Genomic DNA, 25220 nt, shown 5'->3' on the forward strand with positions numbered 1-25220 from the left:
CCCCCGACGACCGTTTCCAAGGTCGTCGGGGGCCTTCGTCTGCGGGGCCTGGTTTTGGCCACGGCCGACGCTCATGGTCTCCTATGGCGACAAAAACTCCCGGACCCCCGCACAGGTGACACCACCCGAGTCCCTTGTGGGGCGGTCCGCCATGCCTGTCCCACCCACGAAGGCGAAGTCCCATATGAGTGACCGCACCTTGACCGAGGCCCCGGCCACGGCGTCCTCCAGTCACGTCGACGCAGGTGACGAGGGTTACAGCAAGGACCTCAAGTCCCGCCACATCAACATGATCGCCATCGGCGGGGCGATAGGCACCGGCCTGTTCCTCGGCGCGGGCGGCAGGCTCGCCGGTGCGGGACCGTCCCTGGCCATCGCCTACGCCGTGTGCGGCATCTTCGCGTTCTTCGTCGTCCGCGCGCTCGGCGAGCTCGTCCTGTACCGCCCGTCCTCCGGCGCGTTCGTCTCGTACGCGCGCGAGTTCATGGGGGAGAAGGGCGCCTACACGGCCGGCTGGCTGTACTTCCTGAACTGGTCGACCACCACCGTGGCGGACATCACGGCCGCCGCGACCTACGCGCACTTCTGGTCGATGTTCACCTCCGTCCCCCAGTGGGTGCTCGCCCTCATCGCGCTCGCCGTCGTCCTGACCGCGAACCTGATCTCGGTGAAGTACTTCGGCGAGATGGAGTTCTGGTTCTCGCTGGTCAAGGTCGCAGCCCTGGTGATCTTCCTGATCGTCGCGATCTACCTGGTCGCCACGAGCCACGACATCGGCGGCCACACCCCGGGCCTGTCGACGATCACCGACAACGGCGGCCTCTTCCCGTCCGGCGTCCTGCCGATGCTCCTGGTGGTCCAGGGCGTCGTCTTCGCGTACGCCTCCGTCGAGCTGTGCGGCGTCGCCGCCGGCGAGACCGAGAACCCCGAGAAGATCATGCCGAAGGCGATCAACTCGATCATGTGGCGCGTCGGCCTGTTCTACGTCGGCTCGGTCGTCCTGCTGGCGATGCTCCTGCCGTACACCGCGTACTCCGCCGACCAGAGCCCCTTCGTCACGGTCTTCGACAAGCTCGGCATCCCCGGCACCGCCGGCATCATGAACCTCGTCGTGCTGACCGCCGCCCTGTCGAGCCTGAACTCCGGCCTGTACTCCACCGGCCGCATCCTGCGCTCGATGGCCATGTCCGGCTCCGCCCCGAAGTTCACCGGCCGCATGAACAAGGGCAAGGTCCCCTACGGCGGCGTCCTGTTCACCGCGGCCTTCGGCCTCGCCGGCGTCGGCCTGAACTACCTGATGCCGAAGGACGCCTTCGAGCTCGTCCTGAACTTCGCCTCGCTCGGCATCCTCGGCACCTGGGGCATGGTCATGCTCTGCTCGCTGCTGTTCTGGCAGCGCTCCCGGCAGGGCCTGGTCGAGCGGCCCGCCTACCGCCTGCCCTGGTCCCCGTACACCCAGATCATCACCCTGGTGTTCCTGTTCACCGTGCTCGTGCTGATGTGGTGCGACGGCGGCGTGGGCCGCACCACGGTCATGTGCGTCCCGGTGATCGGCGCGATGCTGGTCGTCGGCTGGTTCCTGGTCCGCCGCCGCGTGGCGAAGATCGCCGCCGGCCGCTGACACCCCCGCCTCCGAAGGACCCCGCCCGACGGCGGGGTCCTTCCGCGTTGCAGGCCGGCGTCCCCGCCTGCCGCACGCGGGCTCTCCCCGTCCGCCGACCCCGGAACAACAGAAAGAAGACCCCCGCCGAAGCGGGGGTCTTCCCGTGGTGTCCGAGGGGGGACTTGAACCCCCACGCCCGATAAAGGGCACTAGCACCTCAAGCTAGCGCGTCTGCCATTCCGCCACCCGGACAAGGTGTCTGTCTTCCCGGCCGCTCGGCCGTTCCGACGTGGAAAACATTACCAAACATTCAGGGGGCCCGATCACACCCCCTGCGGCCGGGGATCGCCCTTGGGTGCGGCGGGCCGGCGCGGGAGGATGGGGAGGCGCAGCCGTCGGTACTGATCAGTGGGAGGAAGCAGCGTGAGCGAGTCGAGCGCGGGCAGGACCGTCTCCGGAGAGGACGAGGTCGTCGACCTCTGCCGGGACCTCATCCGGATCGACACGAGCAACTACGGGGACCACTCGGGCCCCGGTGAGCGCAAGGCCGCCGAGTGGGTCGCCGAGAAGCTCGCGGAGGTCGGCCTGGAGCCGCAGATCTTCGAGTCCCACAAGGGCCGGGCCTCGACCGTGGCCCGCATCGAGGGGGAGGACCCCTCGCGGCCCGCCCTGCTGATCCACGGGCACACCGACGTCGTCCCGGCCAACGCCGCCGACTGGACGTACGACCCGTTCTCCGGGGAGATCGCCGACGGCTGCGTCTGGGGCCGCGGCGCCGTCGACATGAAGGACATGGACGCGATGACGCTGGCCGTCGTCCGCGACCGCCTGCGCAGCGGCCGCAAGCCGCCGCGCGACATCGTCCTCGCGTTCCTCGCCGACGAGGAGGCGGGCGGCGTGTACGGCGCCCGCCACCTGGTCGACCACCACCCCGGGCTCTTCGAGGGCGTCACCGAGGCGATCGGCGAGGTCGGCGGCTTCTCCTTCACCGTCAACGAGAACCTGCGCCTCTACCTCGTCGAGACGGCCCAGAAGGGCATGCACTGGATGCGCCTGACCGTGGAGGGCACCGCGGGCCACGGCTCCATGACGAACACCGACAACGCGATCACGGAGCTGTGCGAGGCCGTGGGGCGGCTCGGCCGGCACCAGTGGCCGGTCCGCGTCACCAAGACGGTGCGGTCCTTCCTGGACGAGCTGTCCGACGCGCTGGGCACCCCCCTCGACCCGGACGACATGGACGCCACCCTCGCCAAGCTGGGCGGCATCGCGAAAATGGTCGGCGCGACGCTGCGCAACTCGGCCGCCCCGACGATGCTCGGCGCCGGCTACAAGGTCAACGTCATCCCCGGCCAGGCCACCGCGCACGTCGACGGCCGCTTCCTGCCCGGCTACGAGGACGAGTTCTTCGCCGACCTCGACCGCATCCTCGGGCCTCGTGTGAAGCGGGAGGACGTCCACGGGGACCGGGCCCTGGAGACCGACTTCGACGGTCGGCTCGTGGATGCCATGCAGGGCGCACTCAAGGCGGAGGACCCGATCGCGCGCGCCGTCCCGTACATGCTCTCCGGCGGTACGGACGCCAAGTCCTTCGACGACCTCGGCATCCGCTGCTTCGGCTTCGCGCCGCTCCAGCTGCCGCCCGAGCTGGACTTCGCCGGCATGTTCCACGGCGTGGACGAGCGGGTGCCGGTCGACGGGCTGAAGTTCGGCGTGCGGGTCCTCGACCGATTCATTGACAACTGCTGAGAATCGCGAAGGTGTGCACAGACCACCGGGAAGAGTGAATGCGCTCATACGCTCGTAGCCCCGGTGATCCCTCCTCGTTACAGGTGGTGCGGTCCGCGGCTGGGACCGCATTGCCTACTAGGAGGAACAATGCTGAAGAAGGTTGTGGCCGCTGCCGCTGCCACCGGTGGTCTGGTTCTGGCGGGTGCGGGCGTGGCGGCTGCCGACGCGGGTGCGCAGGGTGCGGCCATCGGCTCCCCCGGCGTCCTGTCCGGCAACGTCGTCCAGGTCCCGGTCCACATCCCGGTGAACGTCTGCGGCAACACCATCAACGTCGTCGGCCTGCTGAACCCGGCCTTCGGCAACACCTGCGTCAACGCCTGACGCACCTGAGGTCTTGGGGCCCCGGAGCGCAATCCAGCGCTCCGGGGCCGCCGGGCTTTCGGGCCCGGTGTTCTTGTATACGGCAGGGGGATGGAAGAGATGCGACGACAGGCAGCGGCGGCGAGGAAGACCCTGATCACGATGGCCGCGGCCGGGGGCGTCCTCGCCCTGGGCGGGGGGTACGCGCAGGCGGCCGGCGGCACCGGAGCCGCGGCGTCGGGGCAGGCCGCCGGCTCGCCGGGCGTGCTGTCCGGCAACAACGTGCAGGCCCCGGTGGACGCGCCGGTGAACGTCTGCGGCAACACGATCGACGTCATCGGGCTGCTGAACCCGGCGTTCGGCAACGGCTGCACCAACGGCGGCGGCCGGCCGGGCAGTCCGGGCCAGCCGGGGAACCCCGGCACCCCGGGCCAGCCGGGCGATCCCGGTAACCCGGGCCAGCCGGGGAACCCCGGTCAGCCGGGCAATCCGGGCGGTCCGCAGGTCCCGGACGAACCGTGTGACGAGGAGGAGGGGCCGGGCCAGCCCGGGCAGCCCGGCAACCCCGGCAACCCCGGCAACCCCGGCAACCCCGGCAACCCCGAGAACCCCGGTAATCCTGGGCAGCCGGGTAACCCCGGCACCCCGGGTAACCCCGGCACCCCGGGTAACCCCGGCACCCCGGGTAACCCCGGCACCCCGGGCCAGCCCGGCACTCCGAACCAGCCCGGCACCCCGGGCAGCCCCGACGGCGGTTCGGTGACGCCCGGGGGCGGGCCCGGCGGGCCCGGGGCCGGGATCGCGCCGCCCCGGCAGGCCGGGCTTGCCGCGACCGGCGCCGGCGACGTCCTCGGCGTCGCACTGCCGCTGGCCGCCGGCACGCTCCTGGCCGGAGCCGTGCTCTACCGGCGGGCCCGCGCCGCGGCCTGACGCGGCGCCGTCACAGCGCGGGCCCCGCCCTCCCGGGAGCGGGGCCCGCGCCATGCCGCCAGGTCAGCCCGTCACCAGGTCGCCCGGACCTGACGGATGATCCTGCGGCGCAGCCGCACCCTGCGGCTTCCGTCCCGGTGCAGGCTCAGCCGGTCGAGCTCCCAGTTCCCGTACTCGGCGTGGTCGGTCAGCAGTCGGGTCGCCTCTTTGCGGGGGACCCCGCGAGGCACGTACACGTCGACGAATTCGTATTCCGGCATCGCATCTATTGTGCGGGCACCGCCCCGCTACGGATAGCGTCTGCCCTATGTCTGATGCCGCTCTGCCCACTGTTGCCGAGGTTCGCGCCGCCGCCGAGGCCGTCAAGGCCGCCATCGACCGCCACCTCGCCGCTGTCGAGAGCAGGGTCGGGGACGAGGACCCGGCCGTCTACGCCGCTTTCAACGAACTCGCCGCCGCAGCCGAGGAGTACGACGAACTCCTCTACGACCGCTACGACGAGGTCACCCCGTTCGAGATCCCCACCCCCGAGGACGGAGCCCCGTACGCCGGACCCGCCGAGCCCGCCGCCTTCAGCGTGCTCATCCGCCGCGACTACGCCGTCGTGCACCCGGGGCGGCTCGTCGCCCAGGCGGACCGGGTCGCCGCGCACGACCGCGACGCCGAACTCGTCCACGACGGGGGCACGGCCGGAGCGCTGGGCGTCCTCTTCGGGGAGTACGAGCCCGACGAAATCGCCGCCCGGGCCAAGGACTTCGGCCTGGAGGAGGGCGACTCGACACTGTGGATCGCCGCGTCCCACGAGATCCCGGAGCCGGGGGAGTGGCTCGCCGCGCCGTTCGGCAGCACGGACCCGCAGGACGTCCTGCACCGGTTCGACGTCAGCTCCGTCTTCGACGACGACGAGGAGGACGACGAGGCCGCGGAGCCCGGCCTGACGCCCGCCTGACCCGGCCCCGTGCCGCAGCCGCGGCCGGCCCCCGCCCGCAACGGGACGGGAGGCCGGCCGCCTGGCCGCGCTGCTACTGCGGCTGTTCCTGCGCCGCGGCCGCGAGGCCCCGCAGCAGGCCCGCCAGCCGCGTCGTCCGCGGCTTCGGCAGCACCTCTGCGACCGCGCGCGGCAGCGCCTGGTCGACGCCGTGCACCACCGACAGGTGCCGCTCGGCCCGCCCGAACGCCGTGTACACCCAGTCCCGCGACAGGGCGGGCACCGCGTCCCCCGGCAGGACGACGACCACCGCCGGCCAGCGCGCGCCGACGGCCTGGTGCGCCGTGACCGCCCAGCCGTGCCGCACCCGCGACTCCACCAGCTCCTTCGGTACGACGACCCGCGCGCCCGCGGCGTCCAGGTGCAGTCCCGCGGCGTCCGCCGACACCACCCGCGCAGGGACGGCCCGCCCGGGCGACGGCACGTGGACGACGCGGTCGCCGGGGTCGAAGCCGCCGAAGCGGCCCGGGCCCGGGTTCAGCCGCTCCTTCAGGGCCGCGTTCAGCGCGCGCGTGCCCGCCGAGCCGCCGTGGCCCGGGGTGATGACCTGCACCCCGTCCGCCCCGATGCCGAAGGCCCGCGGCACGGATTCGGCGACCAGCTGCACCGTGCGGTGCACCGCCTCGCCGGCATCGCGGACGGGAACGATCACGACCTCCCGGCCGGGGGCGTCCACCTGGTTCAGCTCGCCGATCCCGATGCCCGAGACCAGCTCGCCGATCGGGCCCGGGTCCGGGACACGGGAGGCGACCTGCGGGCAGACACGGGCCGCGAGGACGTCCGCGAACACCCGGCCGGGGCCCGCCGAGCCCAGGACCGCGGGGTCCCCGGACAGCACCAGGCGCGCGCCGTCCGGAACCGACTCCACCAGGGCTGCCGCGGTCTCCACGTCGAGCTGCGGCGCGTCCAGCACGACCAGCAGGTCCAGTGCGAACCGGCCGTCCGCGTCCCGCTCGGGTCCCTCCGCCCCGGCGAGCAGCCCGGCCACGGTGACGGCCCCCGGCGCGGGGGCGTGCGCGGCGAGGCAGGTGCGCAGGCCGTGCTCCCGGGCTGCCGCCGCCAGGGCCAGCGGCTCGGCGCGGGCGGCCTCGCCGCCGGTGTGCACGACGAGGCCGTGCGCCGCGGCGGCGCGGACCAGCTCGGCGCCGGCGCCGGCCGTGGACGGGTCCCAGGCGGCGGCGCCCTCGCCGGTGAAGGTGCCGGTCAGCCGGGCCAGGCCGTCGGCCAGGCTCTCCTCGGCCAGCGCGTGGCCCTCCAGGCCGACGAGGACGCGTACGGGCTGCCCGGCGTCGGCGTCTGCCTCGGGGTCCGCGGGCTGCGCGGCGCGGGCGGCCGACTCGGCCACCGGCTCGTGGAACACGAGGACCAGGCCCTCGGCGATGGCCTGGCCGAGCGCCTCGGCTGGGGCGGGGACCCCGTAGCCGGCCAGGGCGGCCTCCAGGGCGGCGGCCTCCAGGGCGGTGTGCCCCTTGAGCGCGGCCTGCTCCAGCAGCCAGCCGACGAGCGCTGCGGCGCGGCGCTCGTCGGCCGGACCGGCGCCGGGGCCGAGCAGGGCGCGCGCGAACCCGTCCGCCTGGCTCGGTCGGACGCCCGCGACGGCGAGGAGCCGCCACGGGTCCTCGGCGAGCTGCCCGGCCGCGTCCTCGCCGAGCGCGGCCGCCGCCGGAGCGGCCAGCTCCGCCGGGGCGCCGCCGCGCGCGAGCACGGCCCGGACGGCCTCGACGCGCTCCGCGGGCGGCGCGGCGGGCGCCGCGGCCTCCGGGCGCGGCCGCGGCGGCTGCGGGGCAGGCTCGGGGGCGCGGGCTGCGGGGGCCTGCGGTGCGGTCCGGCGCGGGACGGCCGGGGCGTCGTCGAAGTACGCCGGCGCGGGCTTCCCGCTCTCCACGGCCCGTACGGCGGCCAGCAGATCGGCGGCCCTGCCGCTCAGCTTGCCGCCCGCCTCCACCGGGGCCTGGCGTTCCGCCTTGCGGCGCGCGATCCGCTCCCGCTCGTACCGCTGCGCCGCGAGCTCGGCCTCGGCCTCGCTGGGCTGCGCCGCCCCGTCCCCGCCGGCGTCCCCGGCGGCCGCCCCGTCCGGAGCCGAGGCCGCCGGAGCCGCGGCCTCCGGAGCGTCGCCGTCGGCCGCGGCCTGCGGGTCCCCGGACTCCCGGCCGCCGCCCGCGGAGTCCTCTCCGGCCCCGCCCTCGGCCTGAGCCACCGGCTCCGCGGCGCTGCCGCCGGCCGCACCGGGCCCCGGGCCTGCGGGGTCTTCCGCCGCCCCGTCCTCCTCCGCCGGCGGGCGCCCGCCGCCCTCGCCGGCCGCGGCTTCGGCCGGTGCGGCGGGCGGCGGGGTGCCGGGCGGCTCCTGGCCGGCGGGCGGCGTCGGGGTTTCCGCGGCAGCGGCCTCGGTGTCGCGGTCCGTGCTCACAGCGTGCTCCAGTCCTGGTCGGGGTAGCGGTGCACCGGCGCCGACACGTCGTCCAGCGCCCGGCAGATCTCCTCCGGAAGCGTAAGCTCCTCCACCGACAGGGCCTCCGCGAGCTGCGCGGACGTCCGCGCGCCGACGATCGGCGCGACCACCCCCGGCCGGTCCCGCACCCACGCCAGCGCGACCTGCAGCGGCGTCACCGCCAGGCCGTGCGCGGCCGTCGCCACGGCGTCCACGATGCCGGCCGCCCCCTCGTCGAGGTACGGCTCGACGAAGCCCGCCATGGCCGGGGACGCGCCCCGCGAGTCGGCCGGGGTGCCCGTCCGGTACTTGCCCGTCAGGACCCCCCGACCCAGCGGCGAGGACGGCAGCAGCCCGACACCCAGGTCGCGGGCCGCGGGCAGCACCTCCCGCTCCACGCCCCGCTGGAGCAGCGAGTACTCCATCTGCGTGCTCGCCAGCCGGGTCCGCCCGCCCGGCGCCGCCAGCTGCCAGGTGGCCGCCTTGGCCAGCTGCCAGCCGCTGAAGTTCGACACCCCGGCGTACCGGGCGCGCCCGCTGCCCACGGCCTGGTCCAGGGCCTGCAGCGTCTCCTCCAGCGGCGTCGCCGGGTCGAAGGCGTGGACCTGCCACAGGTCGACATGGTCCGTGCCGAGGCGTTCCAGGGAGTCGTCCAGCGCGGCCAGCAGGTGCCCGCGCGAGCCGTCGAAGCGCCGGTCGGGGTCGGGCACGCTGCCCGCCTTCGTCGCGATGACGAGGTCCCGGCGCGGCACGACCGAGCCCACCAGCCGGCCCAGCAGGTACTCGGCCTCGCCGCCGCCGTACACGTCGGCGGTGTCGACGAGCGTGCCGCCCGCCTCCCAGAACGCCTTCAACTGCTCCGCGGCGCCCGCCTCGTCCGGCCCGTCCTCGGAACGGCCCCACGTCAGGGTGCCGAGGCCGATCCGGGACACGCGCAGGCCGGTGCGGCCGAGATGCCTCTGCTCCATGAGCGCTGAGACTACTGGGGCACTGACGCGGCGGACCCTGGCGCGCTACAGTCCGCCCAGACCAACGTTACTGATCGGTACACCGGTAAGGGGACGACACATGCGGCTCGGCATCAATCTCGGCTACTGGGGCGCCGGCATGGACGCGGACAACCTCGCGGTGGCCCAGGAGGCGGACCGCCTCGGCTACGACGTCTGCTGGGCCGCCGAGGCGTACGGCTCCGACGCTCCCACCGTCCTGTCCTGGGTCGCCGCCCAGACCGAGCGCATCGACGTCGGCTCCGCGATCATGCAGATCCCGGCCCGCCAGCCCGCGATGACCGCGATGACCGCCGCCACCCTCGACTCCCTCACCAAGGGCCGCTTCCGCCTCGGCCTCGGCGTCTCCGGCCCGCAGGTCTCCGAGGGCTGGTACGGCGTGAAGTTCGACAAGCCGCTCGCCCGCACCCGCGAGTACGTCGAGATCGTCCGCAAGGCCATGACCCGCGAGCGCCTCTCCTACGAGGGCGAGCACTGGACCCTGCCCCTGCCGGGCGGCCCCGGCAAGCCGATCAAGCTCACCGTGCACCCCGAGCGCGAGCGCATCCCCCTCTACATCGCCGCCATCGGCCCGAAGAACCTGGAGCAGACCGGCGAGATCGCCGACGGCGCCCTGCTGATCTTCCCCGCGGCCGAACACCTGGAGGCCACCGCGCTGCGCCACATCCGGGCCGGCCGCGAGAAGGCCGGCCTCGGCATGGACGGCTTCGACGTCTGCCCGACCGTCCCGCTCGCCGTCGGCGACGACGTACCCGGCCTCGCCGACATGTTCCGCCCCTACACCGCCCTCTACGTGGGCGGCATGGGCAGCCGGAAGCAGAACTTCTACAACCAGCTCGCGCAGCGCATGGGATACGAGAAGGAGGCCGCGGAGATCCAGGACAAGTACCTGGCCGGCGACAAGGCGGGAGCGGCCGCCGCCGTCCCGCACTCCCTCATCGACTCCACCACCCTGCTCGGCTCCGTCGAGCGCATCGCGGACGGCATGCGGGCCTACGCCGAGGCCGGCGTCACCACCCTGACCCTCGCCCCGGCCGGATTCACCCTGGAGGAGCGGCTCACCGCCCTCCGCGCCGGCACCCGGGCCCTGGAGCACGCCGGCCTCGCCTGACGGACGGCACAAGGGGAGGGCCCCGGAGGGATCCGGGGCCCGGAAGCCTGCGGCCGTGGTGGGGGCTCGGGGGTCTTCCCCGCCACGGCCGACACCCGCAACAACGCGCGCGGCACCCCCGGGGTTACGCATGTCCCGGCCGCCCCCGCCGTCGCCCGAACGGAGGAACGGGAACATCCCCGCGGTTGCCCGCCCGCGGGGCCCGCCGTTGACTCGGAGCATGCTCTCGGCCCGCAGCCTGTTCCAGGAGATCCTCGACGACGAGGACTCCTTCCGGCTTTTCTGCTCCATCGCCGCCGGCGGCGAAGCCCAGGGCGGCTGGGAGAACGCCCGCATCGCCGCCCTCGTCCCCGACGGCCTGCGCGACCTCGCCCCCAAGGCCGCCCGCCACGGCGCCGACGAGGACAAGCACGGCCGCATCTTCCGGGCCCTGCTCCGCAGACGCGGACTGCCGCCCGTCCCCGTCCCGCCCGAGACCGACTACACGATGCTGCTGGAGCGGCGCGGCATCGGCCTCGCCCACGCCAGGCTGCGCGCCGACGAGCCGCTCACCGAGCAGGACATCGTCGTCTACCTCGCGCACAGCCGCGTCACCGAACAGCGGGCCGCCGAGCAGATGGCCCTGCTCGTCCGGCACTTCGGCGACCACCCCGAGGTCGGCAGGGCCGTCCGCATGATCAGCCGCGACGAGGACAACCACCTGGCCTACTGCCACGAGGAGCTGCTGCGCCTCGCCCGCCGCGGCCACGGCCGCACCATCCAGCGCGTCCTGCGCCGATGCGCCCTCGCCGAGATCGCCGTCTACCGCGACGTCAGCCTCGCCGTCATGGACCACATGGGGCGGCTGCTGCGCTGGCCCGCCGCCAAGTCGGCCGCCCTCGCCGCCGGCATCCACACCGTGTACGCGTACGAGCGGTTCGCCGGCTGGCACCGCATGGTCGCCCTCCGTATCCCGGAACGCCTCGACGCCCTCGGCAGCCCCGCCCCGGCACCGGCGTAGCGGCCGCCCGCGCACACCGCGCGGCCCCTGTCCCCCAACTCCCGGTGTCCGCACCGCGCGCCGCCGCCTAGTGCTGCGACCCGGTGAACCTTCCCGGCCACAGCACTAGGCTTGCGCCCATGGCCACGCTGATCCTCGTACGACACGGGCGGTCCACCGCCAACACCGCAGGGCTGCTCGCCGGATGGACCCCGGGCGTCGGCCTCGACGAGCGCGGCGCGGAGCAGGCGCGCGCGCTGCCCGCACGGCTCGCCGGCGTACCGCTCGCCGCGGCCGTCACGAGCCCGCTCCAGCGCTGCCGGGAGACCCTGGAGCCCCTGCTCGCCGCGCGCCCCGACCTGCCGCTGCACACCGACGAGCGGATCGGCGAATGCCACTACGGCGACTGGTCGAACCGCAGACTCGCCGAACTCGCCGAAGAACCCCTGATGAAGATCGTGCAACAGCATCCCTCCGCCGCGGCCTTCCCCGGCGGCGAGTCCATGCGGGCGATGCAGGCGCGCGCCGTCGACGCCGTACGCGACTGGAACGCCCGCGTCGAGGAGGAGCACGGCGCCGACGCCGTCTTCCTCATGTGCTCGCACGGCGACATCATCAAGTCCGTCGTCGCCGACGCCCTCGGCATGCACCTGGACCTCTTCCAGCGCATCCACGTCGACCCCTGCTCCGTCACCGCCGTCCGCTACACGCCGACCCGCCCGTTCCTGCTCCGGCTCGGCGACACCGGCGACTTCGCCTCCCTCGCGCCGCGCCCCGCCCGCGCACCCGACCCCGCCGCGTCCGAGACCGAGACCTTCGAAGCCGCCACCGAGGACGGCGGGAACGCGGTCGTGGGAGGCGGTGCGGGCGCGGCGTGATCGAACGGCGCAGTAGGGTGGATGGGCCACCCCGCGGCGCGGCCACGCCCCGCCGACGCCCCCGCAGCAGAGACTTGGAGACTGGACGTGCCCCGTCAGGTGTTCCTCTACGACCCGCCGGACCGCTTCGTGGCCGGCACGGTCGGTCTGCCGGGGCGCCGTACGTTCTTCCTGCAGGCCTCCGCCGGCCCCCGCATCACCAGCGTCTCCCTGGAGAAGACCCAGGTGGCGGCGCTCGCGGAGCGGATGGACGAACTGCTGGACGAGGTCGTGCGGCGCAGCGGCGGCAACGCCGCCGTCCCGGCCGTCGCGCCCGCCGAGGCCGCTGACACCGCGCCCCTCGACGTCCCCGTCGACGAGGAGTTCCGCGTCGGCACCATGGCCCTGGCCTGGGACGGCGAGGAACAGCGCATGATCGTCGAAGCGCAGGCGCTCGTCGAACTCGACGCCGACTCCGAGGAGGACCTCGCCGAGGCGGAGGAGCGGCTCCTCCAGGACGAGGAGAACGGCCCGCCCATGCTGCGGGTCCGCCTCACCGGAGCCCAGGCCCGGGCCTTCGCCAAGCGCGCCCTCGACGTCGTCAACGCCGGCCGGCCGCCGTGCCCGCTGTGCAGCCTGCCCCTGGACCCCGAGGGCCACGTGTGCCCCCGCCAGAACGGCTACCGGCGCCAGGTGTGAACACCGCGGGGGAGGTGGAGAAACTGCTCGCCGAGGGCGAGCTGACCGTCGTCGGGCGGATCCCCGGCGCGTCGAACGCCGTCCTGCTGTGCTCCGCCGCCCGCGGCGGAGCCCGCACCGACTGCGTCTACAAGCCGGTCAAGGGGGAGCGCCCCCTGTGGGACTTCCCCGACGGCAACCTGGCGCGCCGCGAGGTCGCCGCCTACCTGGTCTCCGAGGCCACCGGCTGGGGCCTCGTCCCGCCGACCGTGCTGCGGGACGGGCCGTACGGGGAGGGCATGGTCCAGCAGTGGATCGACGCCGCCGGGCCCGACACCGCGCAGGACGGCAGCGGCGGCGCCGACGCCGCCGGGCTGCTGGCCCTCGTCGAGGGCGAGGAGGCGGGCGACGGCTGGAAGCCGGTCGCGCTCGCCGAGGTCGGAGAGGGCCGCACCGCCCTCCTCGTGCACGCCGACGACCCGCGGCTGCAGCGGCTCGCCGTACTCGACGCCGTGATCAACAACGGCGACCGCAAGGGCGGCCACCTGCTGCCCGCCCCCGGCGGCCGCCTCTACGGCATCGACCACGGCGTCACCTTCCACGTCGAGGACAAGCTGCGCACCCTGCTCTGGGGCTGGGCCGGCGAGACCCTGACCGCCGAGGCCCGCGAGGTCCTGGCCCGGCTGGAGCGGCAGCTCGCCGACGGCGAGCCCCTCGCCACCCGGCTGGCCGAACTGATCACCACGGCCGAGCTGGCCGCCGTACGGGCCCGGGTGGCCCGTCTGCTGCGCACCGGAGTGCACCCCGAGCCGTCCGGGCAGTGGCCGTCCATCCCGTGGCCGCCGGTCTGAACCGGCACTGCCGGGGACGCACAGAACCGGCCACAGCGCAAGAGCGGTCATCCGGCCAACAGTGCTGGTCCGGTTAGTTTCCGGAACACCCGTCCGGTTAGGCTCGAGACATGCATGCCTGGCCCGCTTCTGAGGTCCCCGCCCTGCCCGGCAAGGGCCGCGACCTCCAGATCCACGACACCGCGACCCAGGGGAAGATCACCCTCGACCCCGGTCCCGTCGCCCGCATCTACGTCTGCGGCATCACCCCGTACGACGCGACCCACATCGGTCACGCGGCGACCTACAACGCGTTCGACCTCGTGCAGCGCGTGTGGCTCGACACCAAGCGCCAGGTCCACTACGTCCAGAACGTCACCGACGTCGACGACCCCCTCCTGGAGCGGGCCCTGCGCGACGGCCACGACTGGACCGAGCTCGCGGAGCGCGAGACGGCACTCTTCCGCGAGGACATGACCGCGCTGCGGATCCTGCCGCCGCAGCAGTACATCGGCGCCGTCGAGGCCATACCGGGCATCGTGCCCCTCGTCGAACGGCTGCGGGACGCGGGCGCCGCGTACGAGCTGGACGGCGACGTCTACTTCTCCGTGGAGTCCGACCCCCACTTCGGCGGCGTGTCCCACCTCGACGCGGAAGCCATGCGGCTGCTGTCCGCCGAACGGGGAGGCGACCCGGACCGCCCCGGCAAGAAGAACCCCCTCGACCCCATGCTATGGATGGCCGCCCGCCCGGGCGAGCCCAGCTGGGACGGCGCCTCGCTCGGCCCCGGCCGGCCCGGCTGGCACATCGAGTGCGTCGCCATCGCGCTCGACCACCTCGGGATGGGCTTCGACATCCAGGGCGGCGGCTCCGACCTGGCGTTCCCGCACCACGAGATGGGCGCCTCGCACGCGCAGGCCCTCACCGGCGAGTTCCCGATGGCCAAGGCGTACGTCCACGCGGGGATGGTCGCCCTGAACGGCGAGAAGATGTCGAAGTCCAAGGGCAACCTGGTCTTCGTCTCTGCGCTGCGGCGGGCAGGCGTCGACCCGGCGGCCATCCGGCTGGCGCTGCTCGCCCACCACTACCGCGAGGACTGGGAGTGGACGGACGCGGTCCTCGCCGAGGCGGAGGCGCGGCTCGCGCGGTGGCGTGCCGCCGTGTCCCGGCCGGACGGCCTCCCGGCGGATGCCCTGGTCGAGGAGGTGCGGGCCGCCCTCGCCGACGACCTCGACGCGCCGGCTGCGCTGGCCGCGGTGGACCGCTGGGTCGACGCCCAGAACGCCGCCGACGGCGACGACACCACCGCTCCGGGCGTGGTCTCCCGCACGGTGGACGCCCTCCTGGGCGTAGCCCTGTAACCCCGCCGCGCCGTGCCGCGCCCCGACCCCCGCCAAGCCGTCTGCGCCCGCGGGGGTCGGGGCGCGGCTGGTTCCGGGGGCGCTGCCCGCGTGCCCCTGCGCCTCAAACGCCGGCGGGGCTGAAGTGCCCGGCGGGGCTGGATGTGCCGGTGGGGGTATATCAAGCCCGCGCGGCGTTTGAGCGCACGGGCGCGGAGCGCCCGTTTCGGGGGCCGGGGGCTTCGCCCCCGGTTTCGGGAAGGGGCGGGGAGGGGAACCGGCTCCGCGCAGCGGCCCCGAAGCCCGGCCGGAGCCCGTTCCCCCGGCCTCGGCGGCTACGGCTGGGGGGGATCCGGGGTTTCGCCCGGGTCTTCCTCCGGGTCCGGGGACCTGCGGGGGCGGGGGCGGCCCGGGGAGGGGTCGCGGAGGTACGAGGCGTCGCCGCCCGGCGCGGGGCCCGGCTCCGCCGAGGGGTCCCGGCGGCGGAGGTAGCGTTCGAACTCCCGGGCGATGGCGTCCCCCGACGCCTCCGGCAGGTCGGCCGTGTCCCGCGCCTCCTCCAGCGTCTGGACGTACTCGGCGACCTCGCTGTCCTCGGCGGCGAGCTGGTCCACCCCGAGCTGCCAGGCCCGCGCGTCCTCGGGCAGCTCGCCGAGCGGGATCCGTACGTCGATGAGGTCTTCGAGGCGGTTCAGCAGGGCCAGCGTGGCCTTCGGGTTGGGCGGCTGGGAGACGTAGTGGGGGACGGCCGCCCACAGGGACACGGCGGGCACCCCGGCGTGCGTGCAGGCTTCCTGGAGGACGCCGACGATGCCGGTGGGGCCCTCGTACTTGGTCTCCTCCAGGTGCATCGTCCGGGCCAGGTCGGGGTCGGAGGTGACCCCGCTGACCGGGACCGGACGGGTGTGCGGGGTGTCGCCCAGGAGGGCGCCGAGGATGACGACCATCTCGACGCCCAGCTCGTGGGCGAAGCCGAGGAGTTCGTTGCAGAACGACCGCCACCGCATGGACGGCTCGATACCCCGCACGAGTACGAGGTCGCGCGGCTTGGCGCCGCCGATCCGCACCACGGACAGCCGCGTCGTCGGCCATGTGATCTTCCGGACGCCGTTGTCCAGCCACACGGTGGGCCGGTTGACCTGGAAGTCGTAGTAGTCCTCTGCGTCGAGCGCCGCGAAGACCTCGCCCTTCCACTCCCGGTCCAGGTGCGCGACCGCACCGGACGCCGCGTCGCCCGCGTCGTTCCAGCCCTCGAACGCGGCCACCATGACCGGGTCGATCAGCTCGGGCACGCCCTCAAGCTCGATCACCCAGGTCTCCTTCCGAAGTTCCTTGCCTACGTGGGTCAGCCTAAGGCTTGCGGGGACGGCTGCCACAGCCCACGACGGAGGGGCGGTTCCCCTCGGAACCGCCCCTCTTCCCCACTGCGGGGGAGGCTATGCCTTGCGGCCCAGCATGTCCTCGACGCGGCCGCGGACCTCGGCGCTGTCGAGGCCGCGGATGGTCACCGTGGTGCGGCGGCGCAGCACGTCGTCGGCGGTCTCGGCCCATTCGAAGTCGCGGGCGTAGGCGACCTGCGCCCAGATCTCCGGGCCGTCCGGGTGGATGCGCTCGGCGAGGGCCGGGTCCTCGTTGGCGAGGCGGGCCACGTCGAAGGCAAGGGAGCCGTAGTGGGAGGCCAGGTGGCGGGCGGTCAGCGGGTCCATGCGGGCGCCGGGCTCGCGGTCGACGAGCAGGCGGTGGGCGACGGCGTTCGGGTTGGCGACGCCGGGCAGCGGGACCCGGCGGACCAGCGACTTGACGGGCTCCATGTCGTCGGTGAGCGGGCTGCCGGGCAGCTTGGCCAGCTTGTCCATGACGACGCGGCCGATGTGGCGGTACGTGGTCCACTTGCCGCCGGCCACGGACAGCATGCCGCCCGCGCCCTCGGAGACGACGGTCTCGCGCTTGGCCTTCTCGACGCCGCCGGGGCCGCCGGGCAGGACGCGCAGGCCGGCGAACGCGTACGTCATCAGGGAGCGGTCGAGGTCGGCGTCCTTCACGGAGAAGGCGGCCTCGTCCAGGATCTGCTGGATGTCCTTCTCGGTGGCGCGGACGTCGGCCGGGTCGCCTTCGTACACCTCGTCGGTGGTGCCCAGCAGCAGCTGGTCCTCCCACGGCAGGGCGAAGGTGATGCGGTACTTGTCGATCGGGGTGGCCATGGCGGCCTTCCACGGCGACTTGCGCTTCATGACGATGTGCGCGCCCTTGGACAGGCGGATCGACGGCAGCGCGTGCTTGTCTTCCATGCGCCGCAGGTGGTCCACCCACGGGCCGGTGGCGTTGAGCACGACGCGGGCGTCGATGCCGAACTCGGTGCCGTCGAGGCGGTCCTTGAGCTCGGCGCCGGAGACCCGGCCGCGCGTCGTGCGCAGGCCGGTGACCTCGGCGTGGTTGAGGACGACCGCGCCGGACTCGACGGCCGCGCGGACCGTCATGACGGCGACGCGGGAGTCGTTCATCTGGTGGTCGTAGTAGACCGCGACGGCCTTGAGGTTGTCGGTCTTCAGGCCGGGGTTGTCGGCGACGGCACGGGCGGGGGATATGACCTTGCCCATGCCGTCGCCGAAGGCCGAGAGGGCGGAGTAGGCGAAGACGCCCGCGCCCAGCTTGGCCGCACCCACCGGGCCGCCCTTGTAGACCGGCAGGTAGAAGGTGAGCGGGTTGACCAGGTGCGGGGCCACGTCCTTGGCCAGCACCCGCCGCTCGTGGTGGTTCTCGGCCACCAGCTTGACCGCGCCGGTCTGCAGGTAGCGCAGGCCGCCGTGGACGAGCTTGGAGGAGGCGGAGGAGGTGGCGCCGGCGAAGTCGCCGGCGTCCACCATGGCGACCCGCAGGCCCGACTGCGCGGCGTGCCAGGCCACCGAGGTGCCCAGGATTCCACCGCCGATGACCAGCAGGTCGTACGTGGCCTTGGCCAGCTGCTCACGGGTCTCGGCGCGGCCCGGGTTCGAGCCGGCGGTCGGGTGCGTTCCCAGGGCGGGGACGCTCTGCAGGGTGCTCATGTCTCTTCAGCTCCTCATCGGTTCGTCGGCTGGTGCGGTCAGCCGGCGTTTTCCTCGTCGATCCAGCCCATGGACCGCTCGACGGCCTTGAGCCAGTTCTTGTACTCGCGGTCCCGCTGCTCGGCGGGCATCCGCGGGGTCCACTCGGCCGCGCGGCGCCAGTTGGCGCGCAGGGCGTCGGTGTCGGGCCAGAAGCCGACGGCCAGGCCGGCGGCGTAGGCGGCGCCGAGGCAGGTGGTCTCGGCGACCATCGGACGGACCACGGGGGCGTCCAGGAAGTCGGAGAGCGTCTGCATCAGCAGGTTGTTGGAGGTCATGCCGCCGTCGACCTTCAGGGCGGCCAGTTCGACGCCGGAGTCCTTGGTCATGGCGTCGGTGATCTCGCGGGTCTGCCAGGCGGTGGCCTCCAGGACGGCGCGGGCGATGTGCGCCTTGGTGACGTACCGGGTCAGGCCGGCGATGACGCCGCGGGCGTCGGCGCGCCAGTAGGGGGCGAACAGGCCGGAGAAGGCGGGGACGAAGTAGGCGCCGCCGTTGTCCTCGACGGAGGAGGCCAGCGTCTCGATCTCGGCCGCGGACTTGATCAGGCCCATCTGGTCGCGCATCCACTGGACGAGCGAGCCGGTGACGGCGATGGAGCCCTCCAGGGCGTAGACCGGCTTCTGGTCGCCGATCTGGTAGCCGACGGTGGTCAGCAGGCCGCTGTAGGAGTTGATGATCTTGTCCCCGGTGTTCATCAGCATGAACGTGCCGGTGCCGTAGGTGGACTTGGCCTCGCCCTCGGAGAAGCAGGTCTGGCCGAACAGGGCGGCCTGCTGGTCGCCGAGAGCGGAGGCCACGGGCACGCCCGCGAGGACGCCCTCCTTGACGTGGCCGTAGACCTCGGCGGAGGAGCGGATCTCGGGGAGGACCGCGAGCGGGACGTCCATGGACTCCGCGATGCGCTCGTCCCAGGCGAGCGTGTGCAGGTTCATCAGCATGGTGCGGGACGCGTTGGTCACGTCGGTGACGTGGACGCCGCCCTGCGTGCCGCCGGTCAGGTTCCAGATGACCCAGGAGTCCATGGTGCCGAAGAGGATGTCGCCGGCCTCGGCGCGCTCGCGCAGTCCCTCGACGTTGTCGAGGAGCCAGCGGACCTTCGGGCCCGCGAAGTACGAGGCGAGCGGGAGGCCCGTCTCGCGGCGGAAGCGGTCCTGGCCGACGTTGCGGCCGAGCTCCTTGCAGAGGGCGTCGGTGCGGGTGTCCTGCCAGACGAGCGCGTTGTGCACCGGCTCGCCGGTGTTCTTGTCCCACAGGACGGTGGTCTCGCGCTGGTTGGTGATGCCGATCGCCTTGACGTCGGCGGAGGTGATCTCCGCCTTGGCGATGGCGCCGGCGACGACCTCCTGGACGTTGGCCCAGATCTCGGTGGCGTCGTGCTCCACCCAGCCGGGCTTGGGGAAGATCTGCTCGTGCTCCTTCTGGTCGACGGCGACGATGCGGCCGTCGCGGTCGAAGACGATGCAGCGGGAGGAGGTGGTGCCCTGGTCGATCGCTGCGATGAAGGGGCCGGTGCTGCTGGTCATGGTGGCTGCTCCTGGCAGGTCGTGAGGAGTGCGGATTCAGTGGGGCGGTGCGGATCCTACGAGCGCGGGGCCGTGGCGATCAGGCGAACGCGATGTTGTAGAGACCGCCGGCGAGCACGGCGCCGACGAGCGGGCCGACCACCGGGATCCAGGAGTAGCCCCAGTCGGAGCCGCCCTTGTTGGGGAGCGGCAGCAGGGCGTGGACGATGCGGGGTCCGAGGTCGCGGACCGGGTTGATGGCGTAGCCGGTGGGGCCGCCGAGGGAGAGGCCGATGCCGACGACGACGAAGGACGTGATCAGGACGCCTATGACGCCGAGGCCCTTGCCGTCGTCCTGGAGGCCCTGGGTGAGGATCGCCAGGACGAGGACGGCGGTGCCGATGATCTCGGTGGTGAGGTTCTGCACCACGTTGCGGATCTCGGGACCGGTGGAGAAGACGCCGAGGACGGGGCCCGCCTGGTCGTGCGGGTGGGGGTCCTCGGGGCCGAGCTTGGCGTCGCGGATGTGCTCGGGGTCCGCGAGGTGGGCGCGGAACTGGCCGTAGTAGGTGATCCACATCAGGACGGCGCCGAGCATCGCGCCGAGGAGCTGTCCCGCGAAGTAGACGGGGACGTCGCCCCACTCGCCGTTCTTGACGGCCAGGCCGACGGTGACCGCCGGGTTCAGGTGCGCGCCGGAGAGGGGCGCGGAGACGTAGGCGGCGATCAGTACGGCGAAACCCCAGCCGAAGGTGATCGACAGCCAGCCTGCGTTACGGGCCTTGGAGCTCTTGAGCGTGACGGCGGCGCAGACACCACCGCCGAGCAGGGTGAGCAGGGCGGTACCGATGGTCTCGCCGAGGAAGATGTCGGAGCTGGGCACCCGCGACTCCTTTGTCTTGCGTCCAGGGGTGGGCGGACACGGGGTCCCGCCCGTCGTCCGCGCACTCGGTGAGTGCTTCACCGGTCCTTGGCCTTGCCCACACCCTAGCGCGTATTGCCGGTAGGTGTTCGACAATGCCGACCGATGAACGGCAGTTTTCCGCCCGGGTGAAGAACGCGTCAAGGGTTGGCCAGGCCAAATGCCGGATCGTTACCGCGCCGTGGGATCGACCACATCAAGCCACTCTTCGGCCGGAATATGGCGAAAAGAGGGCAGAAAGCGGCCACGAAGTGGCCTGAAAAGGGTCGGGGGGCGGCTAGAAGCGGCCCGCGCCGAGGTCGCGCGAAACGGCCCGCGCGCAGTCCCGTACGGACGCCACCAGCGCGGCCCGGGGCTCGCCGCCCTCGCCGCACACCCGCTCCACCGCGCCGGCGACCGCCACCGCGCCCACCGGCATCCGGCGCCGGTCGTGGATGGGCGCCGCCACGGAGGCGATGCCCTCCCAGGTCTCCTCCACGTCGGCCGCCCAGCCGCGCGCCCGGGTCAGGTCGAGGACCTCCTCGAAGCCGGCCGCGTCCGTGACCGTGCGGGGCGTGAACGCCTCCCGCTCCGCCTCGACGGCCTCGGTGTGCGCGACCGGGTCGTACGCGGAGAGCACCTTGCCCAGGGCGGTCGAGTGCAGCGGCTGCATGGCGCCCACCTCCAGCACTTGACGGCTGTCGTCCGGGCGGAACACGTGGTGCATGATCAGCACCCCGCTCTTGTGCAGCACGCCCACGTAGACGCTCTCGCCGCTCGCCCGGGCCAGGTCGTCGGTCCACACCAGCGCCCGCGCCCGCAGCTCGTGCACGTCCAGGTAGCTGTTGCCGAGCCGGAGCAGCTCCGCGCCCAGCTGGTAGCGGCCCGAGGCGGCGTCCTGCTCGACGAAGCCCTCGGCCTGCAGGGTGCGCAGGATCCCGTGCGCCGTGCCCTTGGCCAGGTCCAGCGAGGAGGCGATGTCCGACAGGCCCAGGCGGCGCTCGCCGCCCGCCAGGAGCCGCAGCATCGCAGCGGCTCGTTCGAGCGACTGGATGTTCCGTGCCATGGCGCAGCCTCCTGCTGACGTAGTTCGACAATGCTGAACACTATCGGCTCATGCCGACCTTGCGCATGGTCAGGCGACGTGTTCAAGCCGCAAGGTGTCCTGGACCCGCCCCGCCGACCCCCGCGGACAGCATGCAGTCCGCCACGTGGGACACCCGCACCGGGGCTCCCGCCGCGCGGTTACCCTGACCGCGTGCACCCTTGGAACGGCAAGGGTGCAAAGCCGACAGCCGTCGCATCCCAGGGAGCTCTTCATGGCCTCGTTGCCGAACCCGCCCGCCGACACCCAGAACCGGGCCGATGCCCTCCGCGAGGCGCTCGCGACCCGCGTGGTCGTCGCCGACGGGGCCATGGGAACGATGCTCCAGGCACAGGAGCCCTCCCTGGAGGACTTCCAGCAGCTCGAAGGCTGCAACGAGGTCCTCAACGTCACCCGCCCCGACATCGTGCGCTCCGTCCACGATGCCTACTTCGCCGTCGGCGTCGACTGCGTCGAGACCAACACCTTCGGCGCCAACCACTCCGCGCTGGGCGAGTACGACATCCCCGAGCGCATCCACGAGCTCTCCGAGGCCGGCGCCCGCATCGCCCGCGAGGCCGCCGACGCCGCCACTGCCGCCAGCGGGCAGCAGCGCTGGGTGCTGGGCTCCATCGGACCCGGCACCAAGCTGCCGACCCTGGGCCACATCGTGTACGCCACCCTCCGCGACGCCTACCAGGCCAACGCGGAGGGCCTGATCGCCGGCGGCTCCGACGCCCTCCTCGTCGAGACCACCCAGGACCTCCTGCAGACCAAGGCCTCGGTCATCGGCGCCCGCCGCGCCATGGAGGCCCTCGGCGTCTCGGTCCCGCTCATCTGCTCCGTCACCGTGGAGACGACCGGCACCATGCTGCTCGGCTCCGAGATCGGCGCCGCGCTGACCTCCCTGGAGCCGCTCGGCATCGACATGATCGGCCTGAACTGCGCCACCGGCCCGGCCGAGATGAGCGAGCACCTGCGCTACCTCGCCCGCAACGCCCGCATCCCCCTCTCCTGCATGCCGAACGCGGGCCTGCCGGTCCTCGGCAAGGACGGCGCGCACTACCCGCTGTCGGCGGGCGAGCTCGCCGACGCCCAGGAGACCTTCGTCCGCGAGTACGGCCTCTCCCTGGTCGGCGGCTGCTGCGGCACCACCCCCGAGCACCTGCGGCAGGTCGTCGAGCGGGTCCGCGGCCTCGCCCCGGCCGTCCGCGAGCCGCGCCCCGAGCCGGGCGCCTCCTCGCTGTACCAGACCGTGCCCTTCCGCCAGGACACCTCGTACATGGCGATCGGCGAGCGGACCAACGCCAACGGGTCGAAGAAGTTCCGCGAGGCCATGCTGGAGGCACGCTGGGACGACTGCGTCGAGATGGCCCGCGACCAGATCCGCGAGGGCGCGCACATGCTCGACCTGTGCGTGGACTATGTCGGCCGCGACGGCGTCGCCGACATGCGCGAGCTGGCCGCCCGTTTCGCGACCGCCTCCACCCTGCCCGTGGTGCTGGACTCCACCGAGGTCGACGTCATCCAGGCCGGCCTGGAGGCCCTCGGCGGCCGCGCCGTCATCAACTCGGTCAACTACGAGGACGGCGACGGCCCCGACTCCCGCTTCGCGAAGGTCACCCGCCTGGCCCAGGAGCACGGCGCGGCCCTGATCGCCCTCACCATCGACGAGCAGGGCCAGGCCCGCACCGTCGAACACAAGGTCGCCATCGCCGAGCGGCTGATCGAGGACCTCACCGGCAACTGGGGCATCCACGAGTCCGACATCCTCATCGACTGCCTCACCTTCACCATCTGCACCGGCCAGGAGGAGTCCCGCAAGGACGGCATCGCCACCATCGAGGCCATCCGCGAGCTCAAGCGGCGCCACCCCGAGGTGCAGACGACCCTGGGCCTGTCGAACATCTCCTTCGGCCTCAACCCGGCCGCCCGCGTCCTGCTGAACTCCGTCTTCCTCGACGAGTGCGTCAAGGCCGGCCTGGACTCGGCGATCGTCCACGCCTCGAAGATCCTGCCCATCGCCCGCTTCGACGACGAGCAGGTCTCCACCGCCCTCGACCTCATCTACGACCGCCGCGAGGGCGACTACGACCCGCTGCAGAAGCTGATGGCCCTCTTCGAGGGCGTCAACACCAAGTCCCTCAAGGCCGGCCGCGCCGAGGAGCTCCTCGCGCTGCCCCTGGAGGAGCGCCTGCGGCAGCGCATCGTCGACGGCGAGAAGAACGGCCTGGAGGCGGACCTGGACGAGGCCCTGCAGACCCGGCCCGCCCTCGACATCGTCAACGACACCCTCCTGGAGGGCATGAAGGTCGTCGGCGAGCTCTTCGGATCCGGCCAGATGCAGCTGCCGTTCGTCCTCCAGTCCGCCGAGGTCATGAAGACGGCGGTGGCCTACCTGGAGCCGCACATGGAGAAGTCGGACGCGGAGGGCAAGGGCACCATCGTCCTGGCCACCGTGCGCGGCGACGTCCACGACATCGGCAAGAACCTCGTCGACATCATCCTCTCCAACAACGGCTACAACGTCGTCAACATCGGTATCAAGCAGCCGGTTTCGGCGATCGTGGAGGCCGCGCAGGAGCACCGCGCCGACGTCATCGGCATGTCCGGCCTGCTCGTCAAGTCCACCGTGATCATGAAGGAGAACCTGGAGGAGCTGAACCAGCGCAAGCTGGCCGCCACCTACCCGGTCATCCTCGGCGGCGCCGCCCTCACCCGCGCCTACGTCGAACAGGACCTCCACGAGATCTACGAGGGCGAGGTCCGCTACGCCCGCGACGCCTTCGAGGGCCTGCGCCTGATGGACGCCCTCATCGCCGTCAAGCGCGGCGTCCCCGGCGCCGCCCTGCCCGAGCTCAAGCAGCGCCGCGTCCCCAGGCGCGACACCCCGCTGCCGGAGGCCGCCGAGCCGGAGGAGCCCGGGGGCCGCTCGGACGTCTCCGCCGACAACCCCGTCCCGACCCCGCCGTTCTGGGGCACGCGGGTCGTCAAGGGCATCCCGCTGAAGGACTACGCCTCCTGGCTCGACGAGGGCGCCCTCTTCAAGGGCCAGTGGGGCCTGAAGCAGGCCCGCGCCGGCGGCCCCACCTACGAGGAGCTCGTCGAGACCGAGGGCCGGCCGCGGCTGCGCGGCCTGCTGGAGAAGCTGCACACCGAGAACCTGCTGGAGGCGGCCGTCGTCCACGGCTACTTCCCGTGCGTCTCCAAGGGCGACGACCTGATCATCCTCGACGAGGCCGGCAACGAGCGGACCCGCTTCACCTTCCCGCGCCAGCGCCGCGGCCGCCGCCTGTGCCTCGCGGACTTCTTCCGCCCCGAGGAGTCCGGCGAGACCGACGTCGTCGGCCTCCAGGTCGTCACCGTCGGCTCGAGGATCGGCGAGGCCACCGCCAAGCTGTTCGCGTCGGACTCCTACCGCGAGTACCTGGAGCTGCACGGCCTCTCCGTCCAGCTCGCCGAGGCCCTCGCCGAGTACTGGCACGCCCGCGTCCGCGCCGAGCTCGGCTTCGGCGGCGAGGACCCCGCCGACGTCGAGGACATGTTCGCCCTGAAGTACCGGGGCGCCCGCTTCTCCCTCGGCTACGGCGCCTGCCCCGACCTGGAGGACCGCGCCAAGATCGCCGACCTGCTCCGGCCCGAGCGGATCGGCGTCCACCTGTCGGAGGAGTTCCAGCTCCACCCGGAGCAGTCCACCGACGCGATCGTCATCCACCACCCCGAAGCGAAGTATTTCAACGCACGCTGACGCAGACCGACGTACACTGGTCGGTCCCCAACAGGCCGGTCGCCTGTTCCCCGGGGA

20 protein-coding genes and 1 tRNA gene are annotated in these 25220 nt (G+C 73.1%); 12 read left to right on the forward strand and 9 right to left on the reverse strand.

All coding sequences use genetic code 11. The annotated features are described in order from the left end of the window. The first annotated feature begins 184 nt into the window (after nucleotides 1-184). Nucleotides 185-1621, forward strand: a complete 1437-nt coding sequence (locus MUK52_RS24885) for an amino acid permease (protein WP_114056913.1) — start codon at nucleotides 185-187, stop codon at nucleotides 1619-1621. A 146-nt stretch (nucleotides 1622-1767) separates the two neighbouring features. Here MUK52_RS24885 and MUK52_RS24890 read toward each other — a convergent pair. Continuing rightward, nucleotides 1768-1855: transfer RNA gene (locus MUK52_RS24890), tRNA-Leu, on the reverse strand. Between the two features lie 171 nt (nucleotides 1856-2026). On the opposite strand from MUK52_RS24890, the gene MUK52_RS24895 reads away from it, so the two are divergent. From MUK52_RS24895 to MUK52_RS24905, 3 genes are all read left to right on the forward strand, one after another. Continuing rightward, nucleotides 2027-3352 (forward strand): M20/M25/M40 family metallo-hydrolase, encoded by a 1326-nt coding sequence (locus tag MUK52_RS24895; protein WP_114056912.1) that lies wholly within the window; start codon nucleotides 2027-2029, stop codon nucleotides 3350-3352. Between the two features lie 129 nt (nucleotides 3353-3481). Then, a complete protein-coding gene (gene chpH / locus MUK52_RS24900) occupies nucleotides 3482-3715 on the forward strand; it encodes a chaplin ChpH (protein ID WP_114056911.1) in 234 nt (77 codons plus the stop codon). A gap of 99 nt (nucleotides 3716-3814) precedes the next feature. Then, nucleotides 3815-4624 carry a chaplin gene (locus MUK52_RS24905; RefSeq protein WP_284580144.1) on the forward strand — a complete coding sequence of 270 codons (810 nt, stop codon included), beginning with the start codon at nucleotides 3815-3817 and terminating at the stop codon, nucleotides 4622-4624. A 71-nt stretch (nucleotides 4625-4695) separates the two neighbouring features. Here MUK52_RS24905 and MUK52_RS24910 read toward each other — a convergent pair whose 3' ends face one another. After that, complete coding sequence (locus MUK52_RS24910) at nucleotides 4696-4884, reverse strand: DUF5703 family protein (protein WP_073774709.1); 189 nt, start codon at nucleotides 4882-4884, stop codon at nucleotides 4696-4698. Between the two features lie 47 nt (nucleotides 4885-4931). Between MUK52_RS24910 and MUK52_RS24915 the strand changes: the two genes are divergently transcribed. Further along, the gene (locus MUK52_RS24915; protein WP_114056909.1) at nucleotides 4932-5573 is read left to right on the forward strand and encodes a hypothetical protein; all 642 of its coding nucleotides are present in this window, start codon (nucleotides 4932-4934) and stop codon (nucleotides 5571-5573) included. Between the two features lie 73 nt (nucleotides 5574-5646). On the opposite strand, the gene MUK52_RS24920 is transcribed toward MUK52_RS24915, so the two are convergent. Continuing rightward, the gene (locus MUK52_RS24920) at nucleotides 5647-8019 is read right to left on the reverse strand and encodes a helix-hairpin-helix domain-containing protein (RefSeq protein WP_502963595.1); all 2373 of its coding nucleotides are present in this window, start codon (nucleotides 8017-8019) and stop codon (nucleotides 5647-5649) included. Further along, a complete protein-coding gene (locus MUK52_RS24925; RefSeq protein ID WP_284580155.1) occupies nucleotides 8016-9008 on the reverse strand; it encodes an aldo/keto reductase in 993 nt (330 codons plus the stop codon). Before MUK52_RS24925 ends, MUK52_RS24920 begins: the two co-directional genes overlap by 4 nt. A 100-nt stretch (nucleotides 9009-9108) precedes the next feature. On the opposite strand from MUK52_RS24925, the gene MUK52_RS24930 reads away from it, so the two are divergent. The 6 genes from MUK52_RS24930 to mshC all read left to right on the forward strand — a co-directional run bounded on the left by MUK52_RS24930 (nucleotide 9109) and on the right by mshC (nucleotide 14863). Further along, nucleotides 9109-10158: an LLM class F420-dependent oxidoreductase gene (locus MUK52_RS24930; protein ID WP_114056907.1), complete on the forward strand. Its 1050-nt coding sequence runs from the start codon at nucleotides 9109-9111 to the stop codon at nucleotides 10156-10158. Nucleotides 10159-10378: 220 nt separating this feature from the next. Beyond that, complete coding sequence (locus tag MUK52_RS24935) at nucleotides 10379-11158, forward strand: ferritin-like domain-containing protein (RefSeq protein ID WP_284580157.1); 780 nt, start codon at nucleotides 10379-10381, stop codon at nucleotides 11156-11158. A 119-nt stretch (nucleotides 11159-11277) separates the two neighbouring features. Beyond that, nucleotides 11278-12015 carry a histidine phosphatase family protein gene (locus MUK52_RS24940; protein WP_114056905.1) on the forward strand — a complete coding sequence of 246 codons (738 nt, stop codon included), beginning with the start codon at nucleotides 11278-11280 and terminating at the stop codon, nucleotides 12013-12015. 87 nt (nucleotides 12016-12102) lie between these two features. Next, a complete protein-coding gene (locus tag MUK52_RS24945; RefSeq protein ID WP_114056904.1) occupies nucleotides 12103-12693 on the forward strand; it encodes a DUF3090 domain-containing protein in 591 nt (196 codons plus the stop codon). Beyond that, the gene (locus MUK52_RS24950) at nucleotides 12657-13523 is read left to right on the forward strand and encodes an SCO1664 family protein (RefSeq protein ID WP_284580160.1); all 867 of its coding nucleotides are present in this window, start codon (nucleotides 12657-12659) and stop codon (nucleotides 13521-13523) included. Before MUK52_RS24945 ends, MUK52_RS24950 begins: the two co-directional genes overlap by 37 nt. 110 nt (nucleotides 13524-13633) lie before the next feature. Then, nucleotides 13634-14863, forward strand: coding sequence for a cysteine--1-D-myo-inosityl 2-amino-2-deoxy-alpha-D-glucopyranoside ligase (mshC, locus tag MUK52_RS24955; protein WP_284580165.1), 1230 nt, complete (start codon nucleotides 13634-13636; stop codon nucleotides 14861-14863). 314 nt (nucleotides 14864-15177) lie between these two features. On the opposite strand, the gene MUK52_RS24960 is transcribed toward mshC, so the two are convergent. The 5 genes from MUK52_RS24960 to MUK52_RS24980 form a co-directional block, all read right to left on the reverse strand. Further along, the gene (locus MUK52_RS24960) at nucleotides 15178-16152 is read right to left on the reverse strand and encodes a PAC2 family protein (RefSeq protein WP_114056901.1); all 975 of its coding nucleotides are present in this window, start codon (nucleotides 16150-16152) and stop codon (nucleotides 15178-15180) included. A 126-nt stretch (nucleotides 16153-16278) separates the two neighbouring features. After that, nucleotides 16279-17886, reverse strand: coding sequence for a glycerol-3-phosphate dehydrogenase/oxidase (locus MUK52_RS24965; protein WP_284580169.1), 1608 nt, complete (start codon nucleotides 17884-17886; stop codon nucleotides 16279-16281). A 38-nt stretch (nucleotides 17887-17924) separates the two neighbouring features. Beyond that, nucleotides 17925-19451 (reverse strand): glycerol kinase GlpK, encoded by a 1527-nt coding sequence (gene glpK, locus MUK52_RS24970; RefSeq protein ID WP_174250434.1) that lies wholly within the window; start codon nucleotides 19449-19451, stop codon nucleotides 17925-17927. Nucleotides 19452-19530: 79 nt separating this feature from the next. Next, a complete protein-coding gene (locus MUK52_RS24975) occupies nucleotides 19531-20313 on the reverse strand; it encodes an MIP/aquaporin family protein (protein ID WP_114056898.1) in 783 nt (260 codons plus the stop codon). Nucleotides 20314-20629: 316 nt separating this feature from the next. Continuing rightward, entirely contained in the window at nucleotides 20630-21397 is a 768-nt protein-coding gene (locus MUK52_RS24980; RefSeq protein WP_114056897.1) for an IclR family transcriptional regulator, read from the reverse strand. A gap of 253 nt (nucleotides 21398-21650) precedes the next feature. On the opposite strand from MUK52_RS24980, the gene metH reads away from it, so the two are divergent. Then, entirely contained in the window at nucleotides 21651-25163 is a 3513-nt protein-coding gene (metH, locus tag MUK52_RS24985) for a methionine synthase (protein WP_114056896.1), read from the forward strand. Nucleotides 25164-25220: the final 57 nt, after the last annotated feature.

It is taken from the genome of Streptomyces sp. 2P-4, from assembly GCF_030167965.1.
Taxonomy (GTDB): Bacteria; Actinomycetota; Actinomycetes; order Streptomycetales; family Streptomycetaceae; genus Streptomyces; species Streptomyces globosus_A.